This window comes from Rhizobium sp. BK212 (assembly GCF_014197475.1).
Lineage (GTDB): Bacteria > Pseudomonadota > Alphaproteobacteria > Rhizobiales > Rhizobiaceae > Rhizobium > Rhizobium anhuiense.
On the sequence record NZ_JACIFS010000001.1, the window covers coordinates 615,648 to 636,907 of the forward strand.

General features: G+C 61.4%; 23 protein-coding genes. 18 read left to right on the plus strand and 5 right to left on the minus strand.

Annotated elements, in window-relative coordinates; genetic code table 11:
• Positions 1–5 precede the first annotated feature (5 nt).
• The 9 genes from FHT79_RS02965 to FHT79_RS03005 all read left to right on the plus strand — a co-directional run bounded on the left by FHT79_RS02965 (position 6) and on the right by FHT79_RS03005 (position 6,650).
• On the plus strand, positions 6–473 hold the full coding sequence (locus FHT79_RS02965; protein WP_097543981.1) for a universal stress protein: 468 nt from the start codon (positions 6–8) through the stop codon (positions 471–473).
• A 141-nt stretch (positions 474–614) separates the two neighbouring features.
• On the plus strand, positions 615–1,529 hold the full coding sequence (locus FHT79_RS02970) for a J domain-containing protein (RefSeq protein WP_097543982.1): 915 nt from the start codon (positions 615–617) through the stop codon (positions 1,527–1,529).
• A 2-nt stretch (positions 1,530–1,531) separates the two neighbouring features.
• Positions 1,532–1,855, plus strand: a complete 324-nt coding sequence (locus tag FHT79_RS02975) for a chaperone modulator CbpM (RefSeq protein WP_097594764.1) — start codon at positions 1,532–1,534, stop codon at positions 1,853–1,855.
• A gap of 151 nt (positions 1,856–2,006) precedes the next feature.
• Complete coding sequence (gene napE, locus FHT79_RS02980) at positions 2,007–2,201, plus strand: periplasmic nitrate reductase, NapE protein (protein WP_097544073.1); 195 nt, start codon at positions 2,007–2,009, stop codon at positions 2,199–2,201.
• Positions 2,202–2,204: 3 nt separating this feature from the next.
• Positions 2,205–2,708 (plus strand): ferredoxin-type protein NapF, encoded by a 504-nt coding sequence (locus FHT79_RS02985; RefSeq protein WP_132573463.1) that lies wholly within the window; start codon positions 2,205–2,207, stop codon positions 2,706–2,708.
• Positions 2,701–2,985 (plus strand): chaperone NapD, encoded by a 285-nt coding sequence (locus FHT79_RS02990; RefSeq protein ID WP_097543985.1) that lies wholly within the window; start codon positions 2,701–2,703, stop codon positions 2,983–2,985. The genes FHT79_RS02985 and FHT79_RS02990 overlap by 8 nt, the downstream gene beginning before the upstream one ends.
• A complete protein-coding gene (napA, locus tag FHT79_RS02995) occupies positions 2,960–5,464 on the plus strand; it encodes a periplasmic nitrate reductase subunit alpha (protein WP_097543986.1) in 2,505 nt (834 codons plus the stop codon). The genes FHT79_RS02990 and napA overlap by 26 nt, the downstream gene beginning before the upstream one ends.
• Positions 5,434–5,934, plus strand: coding sequence for a nitrate reductase cytochrome c-type subunit (locus FHT79_RS03000; RefSeq protein WP_097622801.1), 501 nt, complete (start codon positions 5,434–5,436; stop codon positions 5,932–5,934). The genes napA and FHT79_RS03000 overlap by 31 nt, the downstream gene beginning before the upstream one ends.
• A gap of 8 nt (positions 5,935–5,942) precedes the next feature.
• Positions 5,943–6,650, plus strand: coding sequence for a NapC/NirT family cytochrome c (locus FHT79_RS03005; protein WP_097544074.1), 708 nt, complete (start codon positions 5,943–5,945; stop codon positions 6,648–6,650).
• Between the two features lie 18 nt (positions 6,651–6,668).
• Here the strand turns inward: FHT79_RS03005 and FHT79_RS03010 are convergent, their stop codons facing one another.
• From FHT79_RS03010 to FHT79_RS03020, 3 genes are read right to left on the minus strand one after another with little or no spacing between them, the layout of a single operon-like run.
• On the minus strand, positions 6,669–7,598 hold the full coding sequence (locus FHT79_RS03010) for a phosphatidate cytidylyltransferase (protein ID WP_097543988.1): 930 nt from the start codon (positions 7,596–7,598) through the stop codon (positions 6,669–6,671).
• Complete coding sequence (locus FHT79_RS03015) at positions 7,595–8,215, minus strand: lysophospholipid acyltransferase family protein (protein ID WP_097543989.1); 621 nt, start codon at positions 8,213–8,215, stop codon at positions 7,595–7,597. Before FHT79_RS03015 ends, FHT79_RS03010 begins: the two co-directional genes overlap by 4 nt.
• Complete coding sequence (locus tag FHT79_RS03020) at positions 8,212–8,841, minus strand: CDP-alcohol phosphatidyltransferase family protein (RefSeq protein WP_132573465.1); 630 nt, start codon at positions 8,839–8,841, stop codon at positions 8,212–8,214. The genes FHT79_RS03015 and FHT79_RS03020 overlap by 4 nt, the downstream gene beginning before the upstream one ends.
• Before the next feature lie 235 nt (positions 8,842–9,076).
• On the opposite strand from FHT79_RS03020, the gene FHT79_RS03025 reads away from it, so the two are divergent.
• From FHT79_RS03025 to FHT79_RS03055, 7 genes are all read left to right on the plus strand, one after another.
• The gene (locus FHT79_RS03025; RefSeq protein WP_183902957.1) at positions 9,077–10,063 is read left to right on the plus strand and encodes a BMP family protein; all 987 of its coding nucleotides are present in this window, start codon (positions 9,077–9,079) and stop codon (positions 10,061–10,063) included.
• Between the two features lie 8 nt (positions 10,064–10,071).
• Complete coding sequence (locus tag FHT79_RS03030) at positions 10,072–11,484, plus strand: amidase (protein ID WP_097594768.1); 1,413 nt, start codon at positions 10,072–10,074, stop codon at positions 11,482–11,484.
• Positions 11,481–13,013 carry an ABC transporter ATP-binding protein gene (locus FHT79_RS03035; protein ID WP_063476140.1) on the plus strand — a complete coding sequence of 511 codons (1,533 nt, stop codon included), beginning with the start codon at positions 11,481–11,483 and terminating at the stop codon, positions 13,011–13,013. Before FHT79_RS03030 ends, FHT79_RS03035 begins: the two co-directional genes overlap by 4 nt.
• Positions 13,003–14,052 (plus strand): ABC transporter permease, encoded by a 1,050-nt coding sequence (locus FHT79_RS03040; protein WP_097594769.1) that lies wholly within the window; start codon positions 13,003–13,005, stop codon positions 14,050–14,052. Before FHT79_RS03035 ends, FHT79_RS03040 begins: the two co-directional genes overlap by 11 nt.
• Entirely contained in the window at positions 14,049–14,993 is a 945-nt protein-coding gene (locus FHT79_RS03045; protein WP_063476138.1) for an ABC transporter permease, read from the plus strand. The genes FHT79_RS03040 and FHT79_RS03045 overlap by 4 nt, the downstream gene beginning before the upstream one ends.
• A gap of 25 nt (positions 14,994–15,018) precedes the next feature.
• Positions 15,019–16,308 carry an amidohydrolase family protein gene (locus FHT79_RS03050; protein ID WP_097594770.1) on the plus strand — a complete coding sequence of 430 codons (1,290 nt, stop codon included), beginning with the start codon at positions 15,019–15,021 and terminating at the stop codon, positions 16,306–16,308.
• Between the two features lie 332 nt (positions 16,309–16,640).
• Positions 16,641–17,633 carry a carbon-nitrogen hydrolase family protein gene (locus FHT79_RS03055; protein WP_097594771.1) on the plus strand — a complete coding sequence of 331 codons (993 nt, stop codon included), beginning with the start codon at positions 16,641–16,643 and terminating at the stop codon, positions 17,631–17,633.
• Positions 17,634–17,926: 293 nt separating this feature from the next.
• On the opposite strand, the gene FHT79_RS03060 is transcribed toward FHT79_RS03055, so the two are convergent.
• Positions 17,927–18,520: a TetR/AcrR family transcriptional regulator gene (locus FHT79_RS03060; RefSeq protein ID WP_132573469.1), complete on the minus strand. Its 594-nt coding sequence runs from the start codon at positions 18,518–18,520 to the stop codon at positions 17,927–17,929.
• 109 nt (positions 18,521–18,629) lie between these two features.
• On the opposite strand from FHT79_RS03060, the gene FHT79_RS03065 reads away from it, so the two are divergent.
• Together FHT79_RS03065 and FHT79_RS03070 are read left to right on the plus strand one after the other, a co-directional pair.
• Positions 18,630–19,691 carry an aldehyde reductase gene (locus tag FHT79_RS03065; RefSeq protein WP_183902958.1) on the plus strand — a complete coding sequence of 354 codons (1,062 nt, stop codon included), beginning with the start codon at positions 18,630–18,632 and terminating at the stop codon, positions 19,689–19,691.
• Between the two features lie 87 nt (positions 19,692–19,778).
• Positions 19,779–20,183: a nuclear transport factor 2 family protein gene (locus FHT79_RS03070; RefSeq protein WP_132573471.1), complete on the plus strand. Its 405-nt coding sequence runs from the start codon at positions 19,779–19,781 to the stop codon at positions 20,181–20,183.
• 351 nt (positions 20,184–20,534) lie between these two features.
• Here the strand turns inward: FHT79_RS03070 and FHT79_RS03075 are convergent, their stop codons facing one another.
• Positions 20,535–21,233: a ribonuclease activity regulator RraA gene (locus FHT79_RS03075; RefSeq protein WP_132573473.1), complete on the minus strand. Its 699-nt coding sequence runs from the start codon at positions 21,231–21,233 to the stop codon at positions 20,535–20,537.
• Between the last annotated feature and the right edge of the window lie 27 nt (positions 21,234–21,260).

The window sequence follows — 21,260 nt, forward strand, 5'->3', positions numbered from 1 at the left end:
TTTCAATGTATCGAACAATCATCTGCGGCATCGGCACGGGTTCGAGGCAAACGGCAATCCGGCTTTTGCGCCGGGCTGCGGCATTGGCGGATGAAGGCGGAAGCATCGTCGTCATGCATGTCATCGAGAATATCCCGCGCCGTCACCTGACGGAGCTTCCCGAGGCATTCGAAACGACCGCCATCGTCGACGCCGAAAAGAAACTTGCATCGCTCTGCAAGGAAATGGGGATTTTGGCGACGATCGAGGTTCGCATCGGCATTGCCGCTTCCCAGCTCGTTTCCGTCGCAAGGGAGAAGTCGGCCGATCTCATCCTGCTGTCGTCGCATGTGACCGATATCACCGACTACGTCTTCTCCTCGATTGTCGACAAAGTCGTGCGCCACGCCGGGTGCTCGGTTCTCATCGATCGGCGTTTAGATCACGCATATGAGGGCGCGGCGTCTCAAGCCGAAGACGTGGCATTGTTCTAATCTCCACTGCGCTGGCGTGACCGCAGTGGCTTTGTCGCGCTGATATCGTCCGGCGACCAATTTACCCTCCCCGGCGGCGGCCCGGCAACCTATATCATCCCCAAGCCAACCAGCAGTATACGCTGCCCTCAGGAGATATGTATGAGCCAGGATCCCTATGAGCTTCTGGGCGTGAAACGGGATGCGACGCAAAAGGATATTCAAAGCGCGTTCCGCAAGCTCGCCAAGAAACTTCACCCCGACCTCAACCCCGGCGACAAAAAGGCAGAGGAGCGGTTCAAGGAAATTTCAACCGCTTATGAGATCTTGAGCGACGAGGAAAAACGCGGGCGTTTCGACCGCGGCGAGATCGATATTTCAGGCGCCGAGCGGGCGCAGCGCAATTATTACCGCGACTATGCCTCGAAGAGCGGCCCTGGCGATCCCTACCACAACAGTGCCGGATTTGCCGATTTCGGCGATGCCGACGATGTCTTTGCCAACTTCTTTTCACGCCGGGCCGGAGGCGGCCAGAGCCGTGGTCGTGGCCGGGACCGCCAGTTCTCGATGGAGGTCGATTTTCTCGAGGCCGTCAACGGCACCAGGACCGAGGTCAAGCTTCCTGGCGGCCCAGCGCTTGACGTGCAGATCCCGCCGGGAACGCGCGATGGCCAGACCTTGCGGCTGCGCGGCAAGGGCGAGCCGGGCATCGGAGGCGGTCCGGCGGGTGATGCCCTGATCGAAATCCGTGTAGGCCCGCACCGCTTCTTCACGCGAGACGGCGACGATATCCGCCTGGAACTGCCGATCTCGCTCAATGAGGCCGTGCTCGGCGGCAAGGTTCGTGTGCCGACGCCGTCTGGGCCGGTCAATCTGACGCTGCCGCCGCATTCGAACACCGGCAAGGTCCTGCGCCTCAAGGGCAAGGGTGTTGCAAAACGCAGCGGCGGACATGGCGACGTTTATGTCTCCCTGAAGATCGTGCTGCCTGACAATCCCAACGAGCGGCTGACGGATCTGGTGAAGGAATGGGCGACGGCAAACTCGTATGATCCGAGAAAGAACATGGAGGCTTGATCATGGATGATCTCGAATTCCGTCTTTACTTGAAAATCGACATCGACCAGCTCGACCTCTGGATCGAACAGGGTTGGTTGATCCCCGAGACCTCAGGCGGCCAACGGCAATTTCGCGACGCCGACGTCGCGCGAGCGCGGCTGATCCTGGACCTCATGGGAAACATGGGCGTCAACGAAGCCGGCGTCGATATCGTCATGGAGCTGGTCGACGAGTTGCACGGCCTGCGGGGAACGATGGGCAAGTTGATGACCGCCATCGGCAGGCAGGAGCGGGATGTTCAGCGCCGGCTGTTCGACAGCCTCGAGGAGGTCGACCGGGTCTAGAGTTACTTGCGTGCAGGCGTTTTCTTACGACGCTCCATGACGGCGACAATGCGAGCCTGCTGCCTGCGAGAGGAGGCAGCAGGCTAGTGGAATGCAAGTCATCTGGTCATGGATGACTGGGCATGGTATCGTCCGCGCCTGGGGGCCTGTCATGTCTGAATTGCTTCAAAAAGCATCGGGGCAGAGCGATCCGCGCGCGAAGCGCCGGGCGGAAGTGCTGGCTTTCCTTATCCTTGCATTCGGAATATGGCCTCTGGTCGCCGTGGGTGTCGTCGGCGGCTACGGTTTCCTCGTATGGATGTTTCAAATCGTGTTCGGCCCTCCGGGGCCGCCGGCGGGGCATTGAGCCATGTCCCAAGTGCCGATGTCTCGACGTCAATTCCTCTCAGTCCGGCCGGCAACGACCGATCACAGGATTTGTCCGCCAGGAGCATCGATGCAAAGCCTTGCCGCGGCATGCACGGGGTGCGGACGATGCGAGGAGCGATGTCCCACCAAGATAATCCGTCTGGTGGACGGACTGCCGTTGCTCGACTTTATGCGAGGCGAATGCACGTTTTGCGGTGAATGCGCGGCATTGTGCCCGCAACCCGTTTTCACCACAGAGCGGATCGATCGTTTTGCCCATGTCGCCGCGGTTGGTGATACCTGCCTGGCGAAGCGCGGCATCACCTGTCAGTCCTGCGGAGAAGCTTGCCCTCAGCAGGCGATCCGTTTCCGGCCCCGCGTCGGCGGCCCGTTTCTTCCGGAACTTCGCACCGACATTTGCAATGGATGCGGAGGGTGCATCGCCGGATGTCCCGTCAACGCCATCGTGTTGCAGCCGAGCGGGATGGAGGCGGCCGATGCCTGAGCGGGGTCTGCGCTATCACATATCGAGTGCCGTGATCGCGACCATGCCGGCCCGCACCGGGGCTGTGCTGGCGGCCATCGCCGAGATGCGGAATGTGGAAGTCCACGCTCACGCCAACGGAAAGATCGTCGTCACTATCGAGGGAACGAGCACGGGCATGCTCGGCGATCGTCTATCGCAAATCTCGCTCCTGGACGGCGTGATTGCGGCAAACATGGTGTTCGAGCATGTCGAGGAGGAGATGCAAGGCCATGACGGGAGAATTGAACAGGCGTGAGCTTCTGAAGGCCCAGGCCGCCGCCATCGCCGCGGCCGCTGCCGGAATAGCGATGCCGGCTGTCGCGCAGCCGGTGCCCGGCGGCGTCGGTGCATTGGAAATCAAATGGTCGAAGGCCCCCTGCCGCTTCTGCGGCACCGGTTGCGGCGTCATGGTGGGCGTCAAGCAAGGTCAGGTCGTTGCAACGCATGGAGACATGCAGGCGGAGGTCAATCGCGGCCTTAACTGCATCAAGGGCTATTTTCTCTCCAAGATCATGTATGGCGAGGACAGGCTTCAGACCCCTCTGCTGCGAAAGCGGGACGGCCGCTACGCCAAGGACGGCGAGTTCGAACCGGTGAGCTGGGACGAGGCCTTCGACGTGATGGCCGAGCAGTGCAAGAAAGTGCTCGAGGACAAAGGCCCGACGGCTGTCGGCATGTTCGGCTCCGGCCAGTGGACGATCTTTGAAGGATATGCCGCGACAAAGCTGATGCGGGCCGGCTTTCGTTCCAACAATCTGGACCCCAATGCCAGACACTGCATGGCCTCGGCCGCTTACGGGTTCATGCGGACCTTCGGCATGGACGAGCCGATGGGCTGTTACGACGATTTCGAAAACGCGGACGCCTTCGTGCTCTGGGGCTCGAACATGGCGGAGATGCATCCGATCCTCTGGACACGCCTCGCCGACCGCCGGCTTGGGCAACCGCATGTGCGCGTCGCGGTGCTTTCGACCTTTACGCACAGGAGCATGGATCTCGCCGATATTCCCATCGTTTTCAAACCGGGAACAGATCTGGCGATTCTGAATTTCATTGCCAACCACATCATTCAAACAGGACGTGTGAACGAGGACTTCGTCCGCGACCACACGAAGTTTGCAAAAGGCGTCACCGATATCGGCTACGGCCTGCGCCCGGACAATCCGGTTGAAATCGCAGCGGCCAACGCCAGCGATCCCGGCAAGACCGAACCGATGGATTTCGACGCCTTCAAGGCGTTCGTTAGCGAGTACACGCTGAAGAAGACGTCCGAACTCACCGGGGTCGATCCCGAATTCCTGGAGCAGCTTGCGGAACTCTATGCCGATCCTGACCGCAAGGTGATGTCGCTTTGGACGATGGGATTCAATCAGCATGTCCGCGGCGTTTGGGCGAACCAGATGGTCTACAACCTGCATTTGCTCACCGGGAAGATCTCCGAACCGGGCAACAGCCCGTTCTCCCTCACCGGTCAGCCCTCGGCCTGCGGGACGGCCCGTGAAGTGGGAACCTTCGCGCATCGCCTTCCCGCCGACATGACGGTGACGAACCCCGAGCACCGCAAACATGCCGAAGAAATCTGGCGTGTCCCGCAGGGGATCATTCCGGAGAAGCCAGGATATCATGCAGTCCAGCAGGACCGCATGCTGAAGGACGGCAAGCTGAATTTCTATTGGGTGCAGGTCAACAACAACGTCCAGGCCGGACCGAATACGAGCAACGAAACCTGGCAGGGTTATCGCAACCCCGAGAATTTCGTCGTGGTTTCGGATGCCTATCCGACCATAACGGCGATGAGCGCAGACCTGATCCTTCCTGCGGCGATGTGGGTCGAGAAGGAAGGCGCCTATGGAAACGCCGAACGGCGCACCCATGTCTGGCATCAACTCGTTCAGGCCAAGGGCGAGGCGCGATCCGACCTCTGGCAGATCGTCGAATTCTCGAAGCGATTTACCACCGATGAGGTCTGGTCGAAGGAAATCCTCGATGCCAATCCGGCGTATCGAGGAAAAACGCTTTTCGACGTGCTCTTTCGCAATGGCGAGGTCGACCGGTTTCCGCTTGATGAGATCAGCGCCGAATACGACAATGCCGAGGCCAAGGCGTTCGGATTCTACATCCAGAAAGGCTTGTTCGAGGAGTATGCCTCCTTCGGGCGCGGGCACGGACACGATCTGGCGCCCTATGACCTCTATCATGAGGTCCGTGGACTGCGCTGGCCGGTGGTCAACGGCCAGGAGACGCGCTGGCGATACCGGGAAGGTTACGACCCCTATGTGAAGCCCGGCGAGGGCGTGAAATTTTATGGTCAGAAGGACGGCAGGGCCGTCATTCTGGCCGTGCCCTACGAGCCGCCGGCCGAATCTCCCGACGACGAATTCGATTTTTGGCTGGTTACCGGCCGTGTGCTCGAACACTGGCACTCGGGATCGATGACCATGAGGGTGCCGGAGCTTTACCGGGCATTTCCCGGCGCGCGATGTTTCATGAATGCCGAGGATGCCCGCAAGCGCGGCATCAATCAGGGGGCGGAGGTGCGGATCGTTTCCCGCCGCGGCGAGATCCGCTCGCGCATCGATATCAGGGGCAGGAATCGAATGCCGCCCGGCGTCATCTTCGTCCCCTGGTTCGACGCCAGCCAGTTGATCAACAAGGTCACGCTCGACGCCACCGATCCCATCTCCAAGCAGACGGATTTCAAGAAATGCGCGGTCAAGATTCTCCCCGCCGTTTAAGGCGACCGGAATGGCAGGCAATCGCAGCCGGCGTCGTCGTTTTCCTCGCGACGGCCGCCTTCGGTCAGGTGATGCAGCAAACCGTCCCCCAGCTGGAGGGCCCGACGCCCTCGATGGAAACAGGGGCCGCCAAGCCGCTGCCGAAATGGATCGTCGACGACAAGCGCAGGATGCGCGCCTATCCCGACCAGCCGCCGATCATTCCGCATTCGATCGAAGGTTACGAACTGTCGGTCAACGCCAACCGCTGCCTCTCCTGCCACAAGCGGGAGTTCACGCAGGATAGCGGCGCGCCGATGATCAGCGTCACCCACTATATGACGCGCGACGGCCAGATGCTCGCCGACGTCTCCCCTCGCCGCTACTTCTGTACGGCGTGCCATGTGCCGCAGGCGGACACCCAGCCACTCGTCCCCAATGCGTTCAAGGACATGAGCGAGCTCGGTTTCAAGCCGGCCGGAAGCGAGTGACCGTCATGATCGCATTTATCAGGAAAGCGGTTCTGTGGGCGTGGTCGATCCTGACGACGCCGGCGGCAACGATCGGGCTCGGCGTCCTGACGCTGGGCGGCTTCGTTGGTGGCGTTCTCTTCTGGGGCGCGTTTAATACCGCGCTGGAACTGACCAATACCGAAAACTTCTGCACCTCCTGTCATGAAATGCACGACAACGTCTATCAGGAGCTTTCGCGCACCATCCATTTTTCCAACCGATCGGGGGTGCGGGCGACATGCCCGGACTGCCACGTGCCGCATCAATGGACCGACAAGATCGCCCGCAAGATGCAGGCCTCCAAGGAGGTCTGGGGCAAGATATTCGGCACGATCAACACCCGGCCGAAGTTTCTGGAAAAGCGGCTGGAACTTGCGCAGCATGAATGGGCGCGCATGAAGGCCAATGACAGTCTGGAATGCCGCAACTGCCATTCGTCGGTGGCGATGGATCTGCAGAAGCAGACACAACGCGCCGCCGAGATCCATACCCGATATCTGCTTTCCGGCCAGGCGACCTGCATCGACTGCCACAAGGGTATCGCTCACGAATTGCCGAACATGGAAGGCATCGATCCCGGCTGGAAAATGCCGAAGGAACTCGAGGGCAGGAAGATGGTGAATGCGACGCCTATCGCCGACCTTCAGGAGGCCATGGCGAGGGCTCACGCGTCATCCATGGAGGATGCGAGATAGGCTTTCGCGGATGAATTGTCAGACGGTGTACCAGTAGCGGACGATGTGGAAGAACAGCGGCGCTGCGAAGGTGATGGAATCCAGCCGGTCGAGCACGCCGCCGTGACCCTCGATCACATAGCCCCAGTCCTTGGCGTTCAGATCGCGTTTGATGGCCGAGAGCACGAAGCCGCCGAAGAAGCCCGCGACGACGATGACCGTGCTGATGGCCGCCGCCTGCAGCGGCGAGAACGGCGTCAGGCGATAGAGCAGCGTTCCCACAAGGATGGCCGAGGCGCCGCCACCGAAGAGGCCTTCGAGCGTCTTCGATGGGCTGATGTTCGGCGAGAAGCGATGCTTTCCCAGGAGCTTGCCCCAGACATACTGGAAGACGTCGCTGAGTTGCACCACGATGACGAGATAGACGAGAAGCAGGGCGGATGGCGTACCGGTCTGCAGCATCAGAAGTGCGGGAGCATGGCTGATCGAATAGACCGTCAGCATCAATCCCCATTGCACCCTGGCGGTCCGGGCCAGGAATTCGTTGACGTCGCCCGTCAAGGTCGCCACCGCCGGCAGGATCAGGAAGGCATAGACCGGGATGAAGATCGCAAATAGGCCGTACCACGCCGTTCCGAGCAACAGGTAATGAAGTGGCAGGACGACGAAGAAGGACAGGAACAGCGCCAGGTGATCGCCGCGCCGCGATGGCGTCAGCGTCCAGAATTCGCGAAGCGCCATGAAGGACAGGAATGCGAACAGGACGACCACCGCGGTATCGCCGAGCAGAATCGCGCCGCCGAATATCGCGACCATGATCCACCATGAGCGAATTCGGGCATTGAGATTGTGGACGGTAGCGACGGATCCGGGCTCGGTCGCCCGCCGCTGAAGGGTGAAGCCAATGGCCGAGGCGACGGCCAACAGGCCGAGGATCGCGGCAAGCACGATGGAGAAATGGCTGGTCATGCGATGCGTTCTCCGTCTGCTAGCTCGATGACCGCGGCACGGGCGCGGGCCAGGAACGCGTCTTTTCCTTCGCCCGGTTCGACGCGGAGCGGCTTGCCGAAGCGCGCCGTGCAGGTGATCGGGACGATCAGCCAGCTTCCCTTGGGCAGGATGCGCTGAAGATTGTCGAGATGGATCGGCACGAGATCGACATCGGGGAAACGGCATGCAAGGCGATAGATGCCGCTGCGGAAGGGGGCGATCTCATCGCTGGCGCTTCTCGTGCCTTCCGGGAAGATCAGGACCGAGCGCCCCTCCTCGAGCAGGCGCTCGATCGGCTCCAGCGGGTTGCTGTCGGGCAGAGGCTTGCGGTCAATCAGGACGGCGCGCAGGCCTTTCTCGGCGATGAAACGGCGAAAGGCGGTCGTTCCCCAATAATCGCGCGCCGCAACCGGATGGGTCAGCCGTCGCACCGGCCACGGCAGGGCGGCCATGACGGCGACGGTGTCGACATGGCTGTTGTGATTGGCAAAATAGATGCGGCGGCGGGGGTCGGGCGTGCAGCCCCGCCACTCGCTGCGGGCGCCGACCACGATGCGGACGAAAAGCACGAGAAGGCGACGGATGAGTGCGATCATAATCTCTCCAGCGAGCGGGCAAGTCTTATCGTCCGCGTGGTGCAGGTGACGAGGCTTCCCGCCGCGATGATGACGGAGGCAAGGAGCAGCGACCAATGGCTGGCCGATATCAGCGTCTCCACGCTCTGGGCGACGAGGCCCGCCGTCAGTACCGCCATGCGGCGCTGCTTGGCCATGATGCCGCTGAAGTCCTGGGGAAGACCGACCGCTCCTCCGAAGACCCTGATATAGGCGGTGAGTGCGGCGAGCAGCGCAGCCAGCCAGCCGAGCCAGGCAAAGCCGCAGGCATAACCGGCTGCGACGAGAAGCAGGCTGTCGGCGATCCGGTCGGGGAATTCATTGTAGAGCGGCCCGCTCTTGGTTTTCTTGCCGCCTTCGATCGCGACCATGCCGTCCAGCAGATTGCAGACGAGCCGCATCTGCACCGAGATCGCGGCGCAAACCATGGCGATCGGATGGGCCGTGAAGAGGATGAGCGCCGCGCCGAGGCTGGCAAACAGGATCGAGAAAAGCGAAATGCCGTTTGGCGTGACACCGGTGCGTGCCAGCCACGCACTCAGGCCGATCGCCCAGGACGACGACCGGCTCGCGATCGGCCGCCGCGAGGCGTCTTCTTCATCACCCATTTCAATTTCCCCAACCCGATAGTTCTATGCATATCCTGCCGGAGTCGTCGCGCCAAGCCCCTGTAGATCCTGCCCGGCAAGCACGGTGGCGCCGAGCGTGCAGCCTGCCATGCCTCGTTTTTTCAGTCAGGTCGCGGTGGCCGATCAGCCTGATTTTTAAGCCCATTCGCGGCTTGACACATTTTTAGGCGCTACTATGATTTTTGAACCAAATGGTAAAAAAGGGGAACAATCAATGACCAAAGATATCCTGATTTCACGCCGGGCAGTGATCGCATCCGGCATTGCGCTTGGGGTCAGCGGCTTTGCCCCGCTGGCAAGAGCGGCCGCGCCGCTGAAAGTTGCCGGCATTCATGCCTCGCCGGTTGAAAATGCCTGGAACTCCTGTCTGCACAAGGCCCTGCAGGACGCGGCCAAGGAAGGCGTTATCAAATATGTCTTCTCCGAAGGTGTTTCCGGCACCGATTATCCCCGCGCCATGCGCGAATATGCCGAACAGGGCAACAAGCTGATTATCGGCGAGGCCTATGCGGTGGAGAAAGAGGCCCGGCAGGTCGCGGCCGACTATCCCGATACCGCCTTCGTGCTGGGTTCGAGCGGCGAGCAGGCCGGCGATAATTTCGGTGTCTTCGGCACCTGGAACCATGACGGCGCCTATCTTGCCGGCATGCTGGCGGGCAAGATGACCAAGTCGAATATCGTCGGTTCGGTCGGCGCTATTCCGATCCCCGAGGTCAACATGCTGATCAACGCGTTCGCGGCCGGCGTCAAGGCCGTCAACCCGGAGGCAAAACACCTCGTCTCCTTCATCGGCACCTTCTTCGATCCGCCGAAGGCCCGCGAAGCCGGTCTTGCCCAGATCGACGCCGGCGCCGACATCCTGTTCGGCGAACGTATCGGTACCGCCGATGCCGCCAAGGAACGCGGCATCAAATCGGTCGGCTCGCTGATCGACTATACGCCGCGCTACCCTAACACTGTGTTTGCCAACGCCATGTGGTATTTCCGCCCGATCCTCAACGCTGCGATCGCCGATGTCGCGGCCGGAAAACCGGTCGGTCGGAACTACACCTCCTACGGCCTGATGAAGGAAGGCGGCAGCGATATCGTCTTTGTGAAGGGCGTGGCGCCCGCCGATGCGGAGGCTGCGATGGAAGCCAAGCGGGCGGAGATCAAGGCCGGCACCTTCGAGGTTCCGAAGATGATGGACGAGCCGAAGTAATTCGACTCATGCAAAGCGATGCGACCGACCTGGCGGCAGCGATCCGGCATGGCAAGCTGAGCGCTGCCGAGGCGATGCAGGCTTCTCTTGAGGCCGCTGCGCGGCAGGCGGCGCTCGGCGCGCTCGCCTATCTCGATGCCGCCATGGGCCTTGCCTCGGCGGACGACCGCGACCGGGAGCGGCGGAGCGCGCCGGATCGCTTTTCCATCAGGCCCTTTGCCGGTGTGCCGAGTTTGGCGAAAGATCTTGGCGGCCCCTTCGCCGGGCTGCCGGTCACCGCCGGTTCCCGTCTCTTCGAAAGAAAGGGCGGCGAAGCGGATTCCGATCTGGCTGCTCGTTTCCGCGACGCCGGCTTCTGCCTGTTCGGCCTGACGACGAGCCCGGAATTTGGGCTGTCGCTTGCCAGCGAACCGGCGATCGGGCCTCTCTGCCGCAACCCGCTCGATCCGGCCCGAACCGCGGGCGGCTCCTCCGGCGGTGCGGCGGCTGCGGTTGCCGCCGGGATCGTTGCGATCGCACATGCCACCGACGCGGGCGGCTCGATCCGTGTGCCCGCCGCCTGCTGCGGCCTCGTCGGAATGAAGCCGACGCGCGGCGCCATCCCGGGCGGCCCCTCCTTTGGCAACCACCTCGCCGGTATCGCCAGCGAACTCGCGGTCTGCCGTTCGGTGCGGGATACGGCGCTGATATTCGACGGGTTGGCCGGCGATTCACGAGGACCTTTTCCGGACCCCTCCTCTGTCGACAGCAACGACGGTCGTTTGCGAGCCGGCCTGCTGGTTGATACTGGGCCGGTCTATCCGACGGAGGGTGATCGGCTCGCAGCCGTCGAGGATGCGGCTCGTGCGCTCGAGAATGACGGACACCTGATCGTTCCGTTGAGCTGGGCCGCGTTCGAAGGAAGCGTCACGTCAAGCGGCCGCGCCTTCGCCGATATCGTCTCCGCCAACCTTGCGGCGCTCATCGAGGCGGCGGCTCTGGATGAAAGCAGGGCCGAGCCTCTGACGCAGGCTTTTGCTGCGCGCGGACGAGGGCTTTCGGTCACATCGCTCTGGAACACGCTGAACGAGGCCGTTCTGGTGAGCCATAAGCTCTGGACGCTGTTCGACAAGGTCGATTGCATTCTCACGCCGATGCTTTCGTCTGCGCCTCTTGCGATCGGCTCCTTTCCGTCCGATCATACCGACACGGATCTGCATCTCGAGCGGATGACGGCCTTTGCGCCGCTTGCCTGCCTCGCCAATATTTCGGGTTTTCCTGCTTTGACGCTGCCTTTCGGACAGGATGAGCACGCCCTGCCGCTGCCGGTGCAGATCATGGCGCCGATGGGTCACGAACCGCGCCTCCTGTCGCTTGCCGCACGCTTGGAGTCCGAGGGGCGGTGGCAGCATCGGTTTCCCGTCGCGGGACTGCCGTCATGACCGGGCCGGTGCTGGAGATCACAGGCGTCAGCAAGCGTTTCGGCGCCAATCTCGCCAATGACGATATTTCCATGACTCTTGCCAAGGGTGAGGTCGTGGCGCTGCTTGGCGAGAACGGTGCGGGCAAGACCACGCTGATGAGCATCCTTTTCGGCCATTACATGCCGGATGCCGGCCGAATTCTGATCGAAGGCAGGGAGGTGCCGCAGGGCAAGCCGCGCGCGGCGATCCAGGCCGGCGTCGGCATGGTGCATCAGCATTTCTCGCTCGCGCCCAATCTGACCGTTCTCGAAAATGTCATGACCGGCACGGAAAGACTGTGGTCCTGGCGCTCGGGAACTTCCGCGGCGCGCAAGAAGCTGCTTGATATATCCGAGCGCTTCGGCCTCAAGGTCGATCCGGATGCGCGCCTTGGCGACCTGTCGGTCGGTGAGCAGCAACGCGTCGAGATCCTCAAGGCGCTCTATAACGATGCCCGCATCCTGATCCTCGACGAGCCGACGGCGGTGCTGACCAATATCGAGGCCGAACGACTGTTCACGACGCTGAGGGAAATGGCCCGCCAGGGCCTTTCGTTGATCTTCATCTCGCACAAGCTCGACGAGGTGATGGCAGCGGCCGACCGCATCGTGGTCTTACGCGGCGGCAAGATGGTCGCCGAACGCAAGACGTCGGACACCAGCAAAGAGGAACTCGCCGAACTGATGGTCGGGCACCGTGTGACGCGGCCCGTGCGCGAGCCGTCGACAGCCGGCGCCATTGCCCTCGAAGCGGCCGATGTGACGGTGCGCAGCGGCGGCGTCGATCGGCTGAAGTCGATCAGCTTCCGGCTGCATGCGGGAGAAATCCTCGGCATCATCGGTGTTTCGGGCAATGGTCAGGCGACATTGGCGCATCTTCTCTCCGGCATGCTGGCGCGCAGCGCCGGCGACCTTCTGCTGTTCGGGGAAGCCGTCGGCAATCTCGGTGTCGCCGATGTCGTCGACGCCGGCATCGGCCGCATTCCCGAGGATCGCAACGAGGAAGGCGTGATCGGCGAAATGGCGATCTGGGAAAACGCCGTGCTGGAGCGCATCGCCTCATCGGCCTTTTCGCGCCGTGGTCTCGTCAATCGCAAAGCGGGCATGGCCTTCGCCAGGGAGATCATCGACGGATTCGATGTCCGCGGCGGCGGCCCGGCCATTCGCACCCGGCTGCTCTCCGGCGGCAATATGCAAAAGCTCATTCTCGGCCGCAACCTGCATCGGCGGCCGCGGATCCTGATTGCGGCGCAGCCTGCGCGCGGTCTCGATGAAGGGGCGGTGGCAGCCGTGCACGCCCGCTTGCTCGAAGCCCGCAGGCAAGGGACCGCCGTGCTGCTGATCTCCGAAGACCTCGACGAGGTGATCGCGCTTGCCGATCGCATACAGGCGATCGTCGGCGGCCGGCTGTCGCCGCCCGTCGAGGCTGAAGACGCCGATGCGCGCAGGCTGGGGCTGATGATGGCCGGCGAATGGCAGCAAAACCCAGAGGCCGGCCATGCGATTTGAGCGCCGCGAACACCGTCCGCTTTCCCTGCTGATCGTCACGCCCGTCATCGCGGTGATCGCAGCCCTGGCGCTTTCGGGCATCCTGATATCAATTGCCGGCGCGCCCGTGCTCGATGCCTATTGGCGCATCCTGACCGGTGCTTTCGGCTCGCGGCTGTCGTCAACCGAAACGCTGACGCGGGCAACGCCGCTGATGCTGACCGGGCTTGCCGCGGCCGTCGCCTTCCGGGCACGACTCTGGAATATCGGCGCCGAGGGCCAGTTCTATCTCGGCGCCATCGCCGTTGCGGCGGCAAGCTCGAAACTGCTCGGCAATCTTCCCGCCCCCATTCTCATTCCATTGCTACTGCTGATCGGCGCCATTGCCGGCATGGTGCTGATCCTGATCCCGCTCTGGCTCAGGCTGCGCTTCTCGGTCGATGAAGTCGTCACCAGCCTGCTGTTGAACTTCATCGCCGTGCTCTTCGTCTCGATGCTGATCGATGGCGTTCTCAAGGATCCGCTCGCCTTCGGCTGGCCGCAGTCGCAATCGGTCAGCGATCACGCCATGCTGCCGAAGCTGATCGCCCGTTCGCGCCTGCATATCGGCTTTGCGATCGCAATCGCGCTGGCGATCCTCGTCCATTTCATCCAGTCGCGCACCGTGTTCGGCATGCAGTCGCGCGCGGCCGGCCTCAATCCGGGCGGCGCTGTTTTTGCGGGCGTGCCCCTCGGCAGAACGCTGGTGAAGGTCGCCTGCCTCTCCGGCGGGCTTGCAGGGTTGGCAGGAGCGATCGAGGTGATGGGGGTCAAGGGTTACGTGACGACCGACCTGTCGCCCGGTTTCGGCTATGCCGGTATCGTCGTCGCCATGCTCGCCAACCTCAATCCACTCGGCGTCGTCTTTGCCGCCATTTTCACCGCCACCATGTTCGTGGGCGCCGATGGCATGAGCCGAGGCCTCGGGATCCCGACCTATATCGCCGACGTCACCGTGGCGCTGTCGCTGCTGACGATGCTGATCGCATTGTTCTTCACCCAATACAGGATCCGGCGATGATGCAGCTCTTCGACATCATCGCCTCCGCTGGGCTCTGGGCGGCAATCCTGCGGATCGCCACACCGCTGATTTTCGGCACGATCGGCGCCCTGCTCTGCGAACGGGCCGGCGTACTCAATCTCGGCATCGAGGGCATCATGACCTTCGGCGCGATGATCGGCTGGCTTTCCGTCTATCACGGCGCCGATCTCTGGACGGGCCTGCTGATTGCCGCCATTGCCGGCGGCGTCTTCGGCCTGCTGCATGCGGGCCTGACAGTGACGCTCGGCCTCTCCCAGCATGTCGCTGGTCTCGGCGTCACCCTCTTTGCCTCCAGCTTCAGCTATTATGTCTTCCGGCTGATCGTGCCGCTTGCCAATACGCCGCCCACCATCGTGCCGTTCCAGCCGATCGCCATTCCGGGTCTTTCGACTCTGCCTTTCATCGGGCCAGCCTTCTTCACGCAGACGGCGCCGACCTATCTCGCGATCGCCATCGCCCTACTGATGGCCTACATCATCTTCCGCACGCCCGTTGGGCTTGCGATCCGCATGACCGGCGAAAACCCGCATGCGGCGGAAGCTCAGGGCGTCAATCCGATGAAGGTGCGCTATGGCGCGGTGATTGCCGGAAGCGCACTGATGGGAATGGGCGGCGCCTTCCTGACCCTGTCGGCGTTCAACAGCTTTTTCCCGACCATGGTGCAGGGGCGCGGCTGGATCTGCATCGCGCTCGTCGTCTTCGCTTCCTGGCGGCCCGGTCGCGCGCTGTTCGGCGCCCTGCTCTTCGCTTTCTTCGATGCCTTCCAGCTCCGGCTGCAAACCGCGCTGAGCGGGCTTGTACCCTATCAGCTCTTTTTGATGACGCCCTATATCCTTTCCATTGCCGCCCTTGCCGTCATGGCCCGCCGCGCCCGCGTACCGCAGGCACTGATGCAGCCCTATCGTCGCGGCGAACGCTGAACCACTTCTGTCCAATGAGGCTCCGATGTTCGATCTGATCGTCAGAAATGCAAATCTCCCTGATGGCCGAAAGGGCGTCGATATCGGCATCCAGGGCGGCAAGATCATCGCGGTCGAGCCCAATCTCCAGGCGCAGCCGAGGGAAGAAATCGACGCGTCAGGCCGGCTGGTCAGCCCGCCCTTCGTCGATCCGCATTTCCATATGGACGCGACCCTGTCGCTCGGCCTGCCGCGCATGAACCTATCCGGCACCCTGCTCGAGGGCATCGCGCTCTGGGGAGAGTTGCGCCCGATCGTGACGAAGGAGGAACTGGTCGATCGTGCACTGCGCTATTGCGATCTGGCGGTCACGCAGGGCCTGCTCTTCATCCGCAGCCATGTCGACACCAGTGATCCGAGGCTTGTGACCGTCGAGGCGATGATCGAGGTGCGCGAGAAGGTCGCGCCCTATATCGATCTGCAGCTGGTCGCCTTCCCCCAGGACGGTTATTACCGCTCGCCGGGGGCGATCGACGCGCTCAACCGCGCCCTCGACATGGGCGTTGATATCGTCGGCGGCATTCCGCATTTCGAACGGACGATGGGTGAAGGCACGGCGTCGGTCGAGGCGCTCTGCCGCATCGCCGCCGATCGCGGCCTGCCGGTCGATATGCATTGCGACGAAACCGACGATCCGCTCTCGCGCCATATCGAGACGCTGGCTGCGGAAACCATCCGCTTCGGCTTACAGGGACGCGTCGCCGGCTCGCATCTGACCTCGATGCACTCGATGGACAATTATTATGTCTCCAAGCTCATTCCGCTGATGGCGGAGGCCGAGATCAACGTCATCCCCAATCCGCTGATCAACATCATGCTGCAGGGCCGGCACGACACCTATCCGAAACGCCGCGGCATGACCCGCGTGCGGGAGCTGATGGATGCCGGGCTCAATGTTTCCTTCGGGCACGACTGTGTCATGGACCCCTGGTATTCGATGGGATCGGGCGACATGCTGGAGGTCGGCCATATGGCAATCCATGTCGCACAGATGGCCGGCATCGACGACAAGAAGAGGATCTTCGACGCGCTGACCGTCAATTCGGCGAAGACGATGGGGCTTGAAGGCTACGGCCTGGAAAAGGGATGCAAGGCCGACCTGGTCATCCTTCAGGCGAGCGACACGCTGGAAGCGCTGCGGCTGAAGCCGAACCGGCTGGCGGTGATCCGTCGCGGCAAGGTCATCGCCCGCTCGGCGCCGCGCATCGGCGAGCTTTTCCTGGAAGGGCGCCCAGCCCGGATCGACGGCGGTCTGGATTACGTGCCTCGTTATTGAGGTGTCGTGGAGGTACCGGCTTACCGGAGCAGCTTCCATCTGCGCCAAAACAAAAAGGGCCGCGCGCCTGACCGTCGCATCACATCGGGTTTTGCGACATCGCAAATATCATTCGCAAAACCATCGCTTCAATCGGGATTATCGCAACAGCTTGACGAATCAGCATCTGCTCGACAATTTTATTTCGGCGTGGCCTGCGCCTAACCTCCCAGACCTTCCCCAGCATGGTCTTGAACGGAGGCAAAGGGACTTTCGTCTCAGTCCGTTGTCTTGGTCCGATCGTTTCGGGCGGGTTGCTGGGGAACTGCGTCCGAGGCGTGAAAGGCCTGACAATGACGCAAAACGGAAATCTCAAACGCCTTGTACGTGCTCGCGCAGCCAAAACCGGCGAATCTTACACCGCAGCTCTTCAACATATCCGCCAACGACCGGACGAAGCCGTGATCCGTTCGATACGGATCGCTGTCGCCCAAACATCGCTGTTCAACGATCCTCGTGATATTTCGGCGCTCCGTGCCAGCGGAGTGGAAATGCGCCGCCTTATGGAGGAAGCGCATAAGACAGGCGCTCGCCTCATACACTTCCCCGAGGGAGCGACCTGTTCGCCAAACAAACGCATCATGTCTGAGAATGGGCCTCGGGAAATTGGCCCGTCCAATTGGACGCGCTGCGAATGGAGTATTTTGCGGGAGGAACTGGAGGCAACCAGAAAATTTGCGAGCGAACTTAAGCTATGGACGATATTCGGCTCCGTCCATCAGCTCACTTCGCCACATCGACCGCATAACAGTCTCTACGTGATATCCGATCGTGGAGAACTGGTGACACGCTACGACGAGCGTCTGCTATCGAATACGAAAATCTCTTTTATGTACTCGCCGGGAAAAAATCCGGTGACCTTTGAGGTGGATGGTCTCCGTTTCGGCTGCTCGATGGGCATGGAACTGCATTATCCGGAAATTTTCACAGAATATGAGCGGCATGATGTCGATTGCGTCCTCTTCTCCACCACAGGCGAGGCGCCTTCAGCGCCTTCACTGGCTTTCGCCGCGGAGGCATTGGGACACGCTGCAAGCAATTCCTACTGGATCAGTTTTTCAGCTCATGCGCCGCAGAGCGTCACGGTCCCTTCCGGAATAGCTGCGCCTGATGGGCAATGGGCGGTACAATGCCCCACAAGTGGGGAAGCTGCGATCGCTGTTACGACCATCAGAAATGATCCGGAGTCTCCCGCAAGACCTTGGCGGCGAAACGCCCGTGCCAACCTTTACACGCCACACCAGATAGATGGTGATCCGAGGAGTGACGGTCGCAACCTATTCTGACGAATAGGTATTGGTCAGCGGGGTGGTTTACCCGCTGACCTCCCGGTGCGCGGCAAGGAACTTTTCTGCCTTGTCGCGAAGATCCTGACTTTCGAACGCGGCAAAAGCCGGGACTTTTGCAGCACACGGGTAGCGGCACAGATGGGGGGAAGCGGAAACGGCTTTTGGACGAGCTCGTGACAGAGCTGACGTTGATACGATTGCTGATGTGTGGCCGGCCGTGTCGGCCCGACAGATTCGGTTGCCTAACAGCAAAAAGCGGGTACCGGGGCTTGGCAATAGCGTAAATGCGCCTACTGGCTAGTCCTTGACGTCACGGCCACCCGCAGGATGCGCATGAATAGTTTCGTGTCGTCCGCAAGGCTGGAGCCGTCAACTCGCGCGTGTTTGATCCCATCCATTGCAGCCACAATGATATCGGCCAGTTGCGCGGGCGGGGCCTGCAGCGGTTCAAGTTCGATCTCATCGCTCTCCACGGCGGCTATCAAGGTCTGTGTCAGCATGCTTAATAGCTTAGTCCGCGCCTCGAGCGTGATATCCGCAGCCAAGGCCATATTGGCAGCAAACAGTTCTTCCGGATCGGCACTACCGCCAAAGGGGGCGATCAACTCCCGCTGAAAGACCGATATGGCCATTTCTATTCGATCAATTGCCCTCCCCTTGCCCTCCAGAACTGCTGCCACTTCATTCAGTGTCCGGGTATGCGCTCGCATTGAGCCGGCCCGAAACAACTCTTCTTTGCTGCTGAAGCTCAGGTAGAGCGAGGCGCGCGAGATTCTCGCAGCGCGCGCAATGTCCGCCATCGAGGTTTTTCGAAAGCCAAAGCGCACAAACACCGGCAAGGCGGCGTCCAAAATCTGCGTTATTTTTTGCTCGGCTTGCATCATGTGGGCATATTGACACTTTTGGTCCATGCTGTCAAAAGGACGATTAGACAAATATAGTATATGTGTCTAATTTGGTTGAGCCGCCCAGACGTGGTCACAAGGAGCTTCGATGAACACAGCGACGGACGACCCCACAACTGTAACGGTCTTGGTGACGGGCATTGGAGGGTTCCTCGCCGGGCACATCGGCTTGCAGTTGCTTGATCAAGGATATCGGGTTCGAGGCAGCCTTCGTCGCCTTGACAAGAGCGATGCCGTACAAAGCCAGTTTCGCGCGCAAATTCACAAGGATGCTCTTGAGCGCCTCAGCTTCGTTCAGGCTGATCTTGACAGCGACGATGGCTGGACTGCGGCTGTCGAAGGATGCAGCTATGTCATTCATACGGCGTCACCTTTCCCCCCGGGGTTTCCTGAAAATGAGGATGCGCTTATCCAGACAGCCCGTGACGGTGCGTTGCGGGTACTCCATGCGGCGCACCGCGCGCGCGTTAAGCGTGTGGTACTCACCTCCTCCATAGCCGCCACCAACCATGGCGACGGGAAGGCGCCTTTCACCGAAAAAAACTGGACAGACCCGGAAGGCCAACGGGCGACGCCCTACTACAAGTCGAAGACCCTGACCGAGCGGGCTGCCTGGATTTTTGCGCATGAGGTTGGCCTCGATCTGGCGGTCATCAACCCGAGCATGATTCTTGGGCCGTTACTCAGCGCGAATTTCGGGACGTCCGTGGGCCTGATCCATCATCTGATGACGGGACAATTCGAGGGCATTCCACGCTTCGGCTTCTCTGTAGTGGATGTGCGCGATGTCGCAGACGCTCACATTCGAGCGATGACCCATCCCGTGACCAAGAGCCAACGTTTCATCGTCGGGGGCCGATTTTTCTGGCTCAGAGATTTGGTGGCCGTTCTTGCGGCTTCTTTCCCTGAGTACGCCGCCCGGCTGCCGTCAGGCGAAGTTCCCGATGAGGTCGTCAAGGCCATGGCGCAGTCGGACCCCAATGCCCGAATTATCGTTCACGAACTCAATCGAGATCTGAGTGTTAGCGCAGAAAAAGCCCAGCGTGTCCTGAACTGGCGCTCGCGCCCGGAGGAGGATGCCATACGCGCCAGCGCCCAAAGCCTCATCGACCTGGGATTGGTCCGCCGTCGGGGGGAACCGGCAATGTGATCACTATGCTCTGAAGCATTTCTACCGCGCATAGCGGTCGCCCGGTGAGGGATCGAGCGATCTCTCGTTTTCAAATGGAGAACACGCATGACAGTCTCGTTCGCCGACGCCCTTTCCACAACCAATGACGCCGACCTTCTCCGCGAAACTGAACGCGCCAGACTGCGCGCACTCGTTAGCGCGGATATTGTTCGGGCAAGACAGCTTCATGCTCCAGACTTTCAATTGATAACGCCGATCGGCGCAGCGCTTTCAAAAGACGAATACCTGGGTGCGATTGCCTCCGGACAAATCAGGTATTTGACGTGGGAGCCCGCCGAGATCGATGTGCGCCTATACGGCAGTGGGGCGGTCATTCGATATCGCGCCCAACTGGAAGTTATCTTCAGCGGCCACAAAGTCCCCCTCCATGATTATTGGCACACCGATGTCTATGAGCGTCGCGACGGGCAATGGATGGTCGTCTGGTCACAGGCGACCACCGTCAGATAGCGGGAAGTCTTGCTGGCTGTGGCGAACGCTTTCCATGGATCGAGGCACAACTGTTCAAAGGACACCAACGGTGCTGGCGGGCCGGCTCTCAATAGAGGATGCCAACCGACGGCGGCCGAGGTGCCGCCATCAGTAAAAGAGGTCCGTCCAGGCACCACCTACAAAGACCGTTGATGTTGGCAGCCGATCGTTGGCAGGGGGCATTGCTGCAACTGTCCCAAGTCTGTGAATGACCGCTTCTGAATGTGGGGCGATCATTCCTGGACGTCTTACTTAGGTAGGAGCCGGCCACTCAAATGTCGCAAAAATCCCAGGCTTCGCGATAAAGTTGCCACCGTCTTGGCCCGGAGCCTATTTCTTCGAGGCCTCGTAGAGCGCCTTGGTTTCGGCGTTCATCGGATAGAGGCCGGGCAGCGGCACGCCTTCATCGATCCTGGTCATGATCCAGGCTTCCATCCGCTCCTGTTCCGGCGCTTCATCAAGCACGGTGTCGAGCATATCGGCCGGGATTAGCACCGCGCCGTCCTGGTCGACGACGATGATGTCGTCGGGAAAGACCGCCACGCCGCCGCAGCCGATCGGCTGCTGCCAGGCGACGAAGGTCAGACCGGCGACCGAAGGGGGGGCTGCGACGCCGCGGCACCAGACCGGCAGGCCGGTGTCGAGCACGCCGGCAAGGTCGCGCACCACGCCGTCGGTGACGAGTGCGGCAACGCCTCTCTTCTGCATGCGGGCGCAGAGGATATCGCCGAAGATGCCGGCCTCGGTGACTCCCATCGCATCGACGATGGCGACGCAGCCTTCCGGCATCGCCTCGATCGCAGCGCGCGTCGAAATCGGCGAGGCCCAGGATGCCGGCGTCGCGAGATCCTCGCGGGCCGGTACGAAGCGTAGCGTAAAGGCCGGACCGACGATGCGCGGCTGGCCGGGCTTCAAGGGAGTGGCGCCGCGGATCCAGACGTTTCGCAGGCCCTTCTTCAGAAGAACGGTCGTCAGTGTCGCGGTCGAAACGGTCTTGAGGGTTGCTATCGCTTCAGCGCTAAGGGCCATCGGTTGTCAGTTCCAATTGGGTTTCTG